Here is a 7787-nt window from a genome sequence, read left to right as displayed (position 1 = left end):
TCTTCTGGGTTCATTCTTGGAATATTGAATGGACATCCAGCAATACAATAACCACATCCAATACATTTATCAGATTGGAAATCCACTATACCATTAGCATATTGAATAATCGCACCTGGTGAAGGACACGATTTCAAGCAACCTGGTTCTGCACAGTGCATACAACCATCTTTACGAATTAACCATTCTAAACGGTCATTTTCTTCAACCTCGTTGAATTTCATCACCGTCCACGCCTTCGCATTGAGATCGATAGGGTTATCATATACCCCTATACATTTCTCTGGCTCTGCTCGAATATCATTCCATTCAGAACATCCCACCTGACAAGCTTTGCATCCAATACAAGTTGTAACATCAATTAATTTTGCCACTTCAACTTGATGATCTCTTGCTTGTGGTGGTGGAGTTAAGCCCGATGTTGCAGAGGCTTTAATAATATTTTGAGATTGTACTGTTCCCATCTTATGCCCCCACTTTCTCAATATTAACTAACATACATTTAGATTCTGGTGTTTGAGTATTACCATCACCCGCGCGAACGGTTAAATTGTTCGCGAAGAATCCTTTTTTAGTACCAATTCCAGAGAATCCCCAGTGGATTGGAATACCGACTGTATGAACAGGTTTACCATCTGCAACTAGAGGACGAATACGTTTTGTTACTACTGCAACCGCTTTAATATAGCCACGTTTAGATGTTACCTTAACGATATCACCATGTCCTATACCTTTTTCTTTGGCTAATGCTTCACCAATTTCAATAAATTGTTCTGGTTGAGCAATAACATTTAATAGCACATTTTTAGTCCAAAAGTGGAAATGCTCAGTTAATCGATAAGTTGTTCCAACATAAGGAAATTCTTCACTTGTTCCTAATTCAGCCTTATCACTCTCAAATATACGAACAATAGGACTTGAGATCACATTTGGGTGCAATGGATTCGTACCAATTGGTGTTTCTACTGGTTCATAATGCTCAGGGAACGGGCCTTCTGCCATACGATCACGGGCAAATAATCCACTTACACCATCTGGTTGCATTATAAATGGTAACGTTGGACTATTTGGTGGAGCATTACCAAAATCTGCTACATCCACATAATTCCAGTTCTTACCATTCCATTTTACTAATTGACGTTTAGGATTAAATGGTCTACCTGATAAGTCTGCACTTGCACGATTATAAATAATACGTCTATTGAGTGGCCATGCGAATGCCCAACCTAGCGTATTACCTAAACCTGACGGATCAGAATTATCACGATTCGCCATTTGGTTACCTTTTTCAGTCCATTGACCTGTATAGATCCAACAAGCACCTGAAGTTGTACCATCATCACGCATTTGAGCAAAGCTAGACAATAATTGTCCTTTTTTAAGGATAATGTTACCGCTTGCATCTTTAATATCTACAAGTGCATAACCATTATTTTCTTTTGCCACTTCCTCTGGAGCAGGGGCTAATGGATTTGCATAATCCCATGCCATTGCCTCTAATGGTTCAAGTGGCGCTTTTCCGCCTTCTTCATGATAAAGATGAAGTAATTCAGCACGAAGTTCAGATAGAATTTCACCATCAGTTTTTGCTTCACCTGGTGGCTCTGCACCTTTCCAGTGCCATTGTAACCAACGACCAGAATTTACAATTGAACCTTCCTCTTCGACGAAACAGGTAGTCGGTAAGCGGAATACTTCAGTTTGAATATCTTCAGTTTTCACATCGTTATATTCACCATGATTCTTCCAGAATTCAGATGTATCAGTAATTAAAGGATCGAAGATAACTAAATATTTTAAGTTACTTAATGCTTTAATAATTTTGCCTGAATTAGCAAATGAAGCTACTGGGTTCATACCTTGGCAGAAGAAACCATTTACCTTACCTTGGTACATATCTTCAATATAACGGAATTGGTCCATTCCACCTTTAGGTAATTTAGGTAAATAGTTATAACCATAACCATTTTCTTTAGTCGCTTTATCACCATAGAATGACTTAAGCATACTTACCATAAATTTAGGAGTATTTTGCCAATAGTTAATTTGATCGCTGATCAATGCTTTTGGTGTAATACGTCCAAGGAATGAATCTAAATCTGGATCAGATTCTGTTGGTAAAGCAATATAAGCTGGTAAACGGTTAGGGAAAAGCCCTAAGTCTGTAATACCTTGAACATTTGAGTGACCACGTAACGCATTAACGCCACCGCCAGCAACTCCAATATTACCTAACAACAATTGAATCATTGCCATAGTACGAATATTTTGAGATCCAACAGTATGTTGAGTCCAGCCTAATGCATATAAGAATGTTGCAGCTTTATCTGGTGCAGATGTTTTGGCTACTTCTTCACAGAATACTTGGAAATCTTTTTGAGGAGTACCTGTAATACGCTCTACCATTTCAGGTGTATAACGTTCAACATGATCACGCAATAAATTGATTACACAGCGTGGATCTTGCATTGTCATATCACGTTTAGCATTACCATTCTCATCAAATTGATAACCCCAACTTGAACGATCATATTGGCGTTTTTCTGGATCATATCCAGAGAACAATCCATCTTCAAATTTGAAGTTTTCATCAATTAGGAATGTTGCATTAGTGTAATGCTTAACATATTCATGCTGAATTTTGTCATTCTTTAATAAATAACGAATAACACCTGATAAGAAAGCAATATCAGTACCAGAACGTAATGGCATGTAAATATCTGCGACTGCAGCTGTACGATTGAAACGTGGATCAACCACCATCAATTTCGCACCATTTTGTTTTTTAGCTTCCACAGCCCAACGGAAACCAACAGGGTGTGCCTCTGCTGCATTACCGCCCATTACGATTACTAAATCAGAATTTTTAATATCAACCCAGTGGTTGGTCATCGCACCGCGACCAAATGATGGAGCAAGACTTGCTACCGTTGGTCCGTGTCAGATACTCGCTTGGTTGTCTGTAAAAATAATCCCGAGTGAACGTACAAATTTTTGAGTAAGAATCCCCGTTTCATTACTACAAGCAGATCCTGCTAAGAATCCTGCTGTCATCCAACGGTTTACTTCTAAACCTTCTTCATTATGAGTGACAAAGTTTTCATCACGGTCTTTTTTCATGTGTTTAGCGATACGGCTAATCGCTTCTTCCCAAGAAATTCGCTTCCACTCATTTGATCCCGGTTCACGTACTTCTGGATATTTAACTCGGCGTTCGCTATTCACATAATCTAACGCACCTGCTCCCTTTGGACATAATGCACCACGACTAACTGGATGATCTGGATCTCCCTCAATATGAATGAGTTTTCCTTTTGAATTCATTGCACCATCGCCCATGCTATATAATAGCATTCCACAACCGACGGCACAGTATGTACAGGTATTACGAGTTTCTCTCGCTCGTAATAATTTGTATTCACGAGGCGCTGCTAGCGCTGTTGCTGGAGCAAACCCCAACATTGCAGCAGATGTTCCCGCCATACTTCCTGCACAGATCTTAAAAAACTTACGTCTACTGATCTGCATAACCACTCCTAAAAAATCCGTATTTACGGAACTAAATAATAATTGCTACTGATAAAATACATACATATTGATCATATTAGTAATAGATGAAAGAATGTAATAATCAGAATACAATTATACAATGTAAACTAAAATTCGTAAAATTATACATTTTCTTAACAAGATAAACTATCTTTACCCTTACTTTTTTGAGAGGAAAAATTGAGTTCGATCATAAAAACATCATCAAATCGCATCATAATTGAGAATGGTTCTTTTTTTCAACAAAAACAAGAAGATAACCTAATTAAAGAAGTTCCTATTGCTCTTGTTTATAACGGTATATCTCATGTAGTGATGATGTCTACGCCTTCAGATCTAGAGGACTTCGCATTAGGTTTCTCTCTATCTGAAGGAATAATTGTTAACAAAAATCAACTATTTGGATTAGACATTATTGAAGGTCCAAGTGGCATACAAATTGAATTAGAAATCGCAACTCGCCAATTTGTGGCACTAAAGGAAAAAAGACGTTCTATGGCAGGACGAACCGGCTGTGGTATTTGTGGCGTTGAACAATTAGAGCAAGTACAACAAAATTGTAAACTATTTCCACGATCTCACCGCTTATATAATATTAGCCCACTTATTTTTGATAGCTGCTTAGAGCAATTGGAACAAGCACAATTACTTTCTCATCAAACAGGGGCAAGCCATGCTGCTGCCTTTTTTACACCCAATGGAAAATTATTAGCTATACGAGAGGATGTAGGAAGACATGTTGCTTTAGATAAATTACTCGGATGGTATGCGAAAGCGGATAATCCTATCGGCTTTGTATTTGTTACAAGCAGAGCCAGTTTTGAAATGGTACAAAAATGTTTAGCTTGTGGTGTAGAAATGCTTTGTGCTATCTCAGCAACAACTGAAATGGCATATCAATTAGCAAATGAAAATAACTTTACACTTTTAGCTTTTACAAGGAAAGGGAAAACAACCATTTATTCTGGTCAAAAACGTCTAAACCTAAAATAATAAAAGCTACTCATTATAGGAAATAAACAAGTAGCTTTTAAATTAACCGCTAAATTAGAATCGATATGAAAGCCCTGCAAAATAGATTAGTGGATCAAGTTTAATCTTAACTTCATGATCTGCACCTAATGCTTTAAAATTAGCTTTTGTTTTAATATGTGTATACCACAACGCAGTATTGAGATATACATTATCCACCAATTTAATGTCGATACCTGCATTTACAACTGGGCCAACTGAATGCTTTTTAACTCTCAGATCTGTAATTGCAGAATTTAATGATTTTGCATTAAAAAAACGAGTATAATTTACACCTGCACCGATATAAGGTCTGGCACCAGCATTTTTATCTAGAAAATAATATTGCAAATATAAGCTTGGCGGTAAATGTTTTACTTTAACTGCATTTGGAATACTCACCCCCAATGGTTCTACTGTAGCATCTATCTTATGTGAAAATGGGGTTGCTCCTAACAATTCTACGCCCAAATTATCTGTAACCATATATGTTGCAGTCAACCCTAACTGTGCATTGTCTCTAACATCTAAAGTAATATCTACTGGTGTTGTTGTCTTAGAATTAGAGTTTGCATTTACTAGAATACCCCCCATACGAAAAATTGTGCTACCAGCCTCATGAGCTGAAGCCACCCCTATTGATAACATTGAACCCAAAAGTACTGCTAAAGTTGATCTTTTCATTTTTAGTCTCCTATAGATATAGGTAAATATAGATAGTGTGGATATATAACCTTATTAAGGTAGTTTATTATAAAAATAATTTAAATAAATTATTTTGATAAATATCAAAAATATTTTATTAATAGTTTGATCTAAAATAATTTAGTATCTATATGATCAGACTTAATATAATAATTTACATAAACGAGAGGTGGTTTCTTGTTTATAGTATGAGTATCTAAATTTACTCTAAACAGAAACTCTTATATTCTAATAGGTTTACCAATTTTAGTAGAAGAGCTAAGTCATATCCCAAAAGCGTACAAGCTAATGGGAATAAGCTATATAGGTTTGTAGAAGAATAAGTTTAATCAAGTTTTCTTATTTTATAACTCATTATAATATTTTAATTTTTTAAACTTGTATCAATTAGTATCGTATTCTATCATTCTACATTTGAATTTTAGATGTATGTTATCTAAAAAAATCATTATTCCGTATATGGTTTGATAACAATAGATAAAATTATCTCAGTAAATAATTTTCACTAAATATAAAGAGGAAACTAGATGAAATATGAATATAAAATGGTACAAACCGTATCTAATATTATTGCATCCAGAAAGAAGATTGATAGTGCTGCAGCTGATTATTTAGAAGAGTTAGTAAATAGATATGCAATGGATGGCTGGGAGTTTTTCCGTATTGATGATCTCACTACTGAAGAATCTGCTGGTTGTTTTTCTTTCGGGAAAAAGATATATAAAACACATAAAGTTATTACATTCAGACGAGAAAAAATGAGTGATCTGGTTTAGCATTCAATTAATATTACTTTATCAGCGACTTGCACCACACAAAATACGTGATGCTTGTCGTTTTGAACCAACCTGTTCCAATTATGCCATTATTGTATTAAAAAAATATGGCTTTCTTAAAGGCTGGAGAATGACATTTAACAGGCTAAGTCGCTGTAAATATCCTAATGGAGGCATTGATGAGCCTTAATACTTATGTTACTAGGGTTCTACACTGTGTTTATCTAAAAAAACATCTTAAATTAACAATAAACTCTTAATATAAGAAATTTTATTATAAAACAATGAATTAAACTATAATTATAAAATCACTTTGTAATAGTAGAAAATTAACTATAAATTGATAAATAATTTTTCTATTTATCCATTGCTTATAGTATCTAGATACTTATGACATAACTTCATACAGTTTATAAGAATACCTCCATTCATCTCCTAACATGTTATAAATTTGCTCAATTTAGTGTTTTATGCTAAAGTTTTACAAAAATTTAATATTATAGTTATATAAAATTACATTTTTTTGGTGAAAAATATTACTTTATTCCAAAGGAGATAATCAATAATGCAAACCCTCACAGCTTACATCCACGGGCAATTTGTTGCTGTTCGTGATAATGCAGAAAACTTTAAAAATATCAATCCAGCCACTAATACAATCCTATCTCAAGTTCAACAAAGCGATGAAAATGAAATACAACAAGCTATTGAATCTGCCAAAAAAGGTCAAAAAATTTGGGCAACAATGACAGCAGTTGAGCGTAGTCGTATTCTTCTTAAAGCGGTTGAATTGTTACGTGAACGAAATGATGAATTAGCAAAAGTAGAAACGCTAGATACAGGTAAACCATTATCTGAAACTTTATATGTTGATGTGGTAACTGGTGCGGATGTTATTGAATACTATGCAGGTTTAGCTCAAGCTATCGAAGGTCGTCAAATTCCTTTGCGTGAAACTGCCTTTGTTTATACCCGACAAGAACCTTTAGGTGTTGTTGCAGGTATTGGTGCTTGGAACTATCCAATACAAATTGCTATGTGGAAAGCAGCCCCTGCTCTTGCTGCCGGCAATGCAATGGTATTTAAACCAAGTGAAGTCACACCAACAGGGGCATTAAAACTTGCTGAAATCTTTACTGAAGCGGGCCTACCTGATGGTGTATTCAATGTAGTTCAAGGTGACTGGCGTGTTGGTGAAGCATTAAGTACTCACCCTGAAATTGCTAAAATCTCTTTCACTGGTGGGGTTGTTACTGGTAAAAAAGTGTTATCCCAAGCGGCCAGTTCCTCACTAAAAGATGCAACTATGGAATTAGGTGGTAAATCACCATTAGTGATTTGTGAAGATGCAAATTTAGATTTAGCCGCTGACATTGCTTTAATGGCAAATTTTTATAGCTCTGGTCAAGTGTGTACAAATGGCACACGTGTATTTGTACCAAATAGTATTAAGTCTGCATTTGAAGAAAAAGTACTGGAACGAGTAAAACGTATCCGCATCGGTGATCCTCTTGATGAAAATATCAATTTCGGTCCACTAGCAAGTTTCCCTCATATGGAAAAAGTCTTGAAATATATTGAACAAGGTAAAGCTGAAGGAGCAAAAGTACTTACTGGTGGTTATCGCTTAACAGAAAAAGGGCTTGATCAAGGAGCTTATGTTGCACCAACCGTATTTACCGATTGTCGTGATGATATGTCAATCGCCCGTGAAGAAATCTTTGGGCCAGTAATGTGTATTCTAGG

The 7787-nt window shown here is 35.5% G+C and carries 7 protein-coding genes; 4 read left to right on the top strand and 3 right to left on the bottom strand.

Annotation, left to right across the window (positions count from 1 at the left end; genetic code table 11):
- Together Q1J40_RS00035 and fdnG are read right to left on the bottom strand one after the other, a co-directional pair.
- Positions 1 to 464: 4Fe-4S dicluster domain-containing protein (locus tag Q1J40_RS00035; protein WP_301097935.1), on the bottom strand; the 464-nt coding region annotated here is incomplete at its 3' end.
- Position 465: 1 nt separating this feature from the next.
- Entirely contained in the window at positions 466 to 3528 is a 3063-nt protein-coding gene (gene fdnG, locus Q1J40_RS00030; protein WP_301097934.1) for a formate dehydrogenase-N subunit alpha, read from the bottom strand.
- A gap of 234 nt (positions 3529 to 3762) precedes the next feature.
- Between fdnG and fdhD the strand changes: the two genes are divergently transcribed.
- Positions 3763 to 4542: a formate dehydrogenase accessory sulfurtransferase FdhD gene (gene fdhD / locus Q1J40_RS00025; protein ID WP_502306648.1), complete on the top strand. Its 780-nt coding sequence runs from the start codon at positions 3763 to 3765 to the stop codon at positions 4540 to 4542.
- 54 nt (positions 4543 to 4596) lie between these two features.
- Here fdhD and Q1J40_RS00020 read toward each other — a convergent pair whose 3' ends face one another.
- Positions 4597 to 5244, bottom strand: a complete 648-nt coding sequence (locus tag Q1J40_RS00020) for an OmpW/AlkL family protein (RefSeq protein WP_301097933.1) — start codon at positions 5242 to 5244, stop codon at positions 4597 to 4599.
- Between the two features lie 548 nt (positions 5245 to 5792).
- On the opposite strand from Q1J40_RS00020, the gene Q1J40_RS00015 reads away from it, so the two are divergent.
- From Q1J40_RS00015 to betB, 3 genes are all read left to right on the top strand, one after another.
- On the top strand, positions 5793 to 6041 hold the full coding sequence (locus tag Q1J40_RS00015; protein ID WP_301097932.1) for a DUF4177 domain-containing protein: 249 nt from the start codon (positions 5793 to 5795) through the stop codon (positions 6039 to 6041).
- Positions 6028 to 6231, top strand: a complete 204-nt coding sequence (gene yidD / locus Q1J40_RS00010) for a membrane protein insertion efficiency factor YidD (protein WP_301097930.1) — start codon at positions 6028 to 6030, stop codon at positions 6229 to 6231. Before Q1J40_RS00015 ends, yidD begins: the two co-directional genes overlap by 14 nt.
- Before the next feature lie 375 nt (positions 6232 to 6606).
- Positions 6607 to 7787: betaine-aldehyde dehydrogenase (gene betB / locus Q1J40_RS00005; protein ID WP_301097928.1), on the top strand; the 1181-nt coding region annotated here is incomplete at its 3' end.

Origin of the sequence: Otariodibacter sp., from assembly GCF_029256985.1 — a bacterium.
GTDB lineage: Bacteria > Pseudomonadota > Gammaproteobacteria > Enterobacterales > Pasteurellaceae > Otariodibacter.
This window is presented reverse-complemented; position numbering and strand designations above follow the sequence as displayed.

What these genes read in the sequence shown, in the direction of transcription:
- Q1J40_RS00020 (WP_301097933.1), bottom strand. Translation starts at nt 5,244, where the DNA reads ATGAAAAGATCAACTTTAGCAGTACTTTTGGGTTCAATGTTATCAATA.
- Q1J40_RS00015 (WP_301097932.1), top strand. Translation starts at nt 5,793, where the DNA reads ATGAAATATGAATATAAAATGGTACAAACCGTATCTAATATTATTGCA.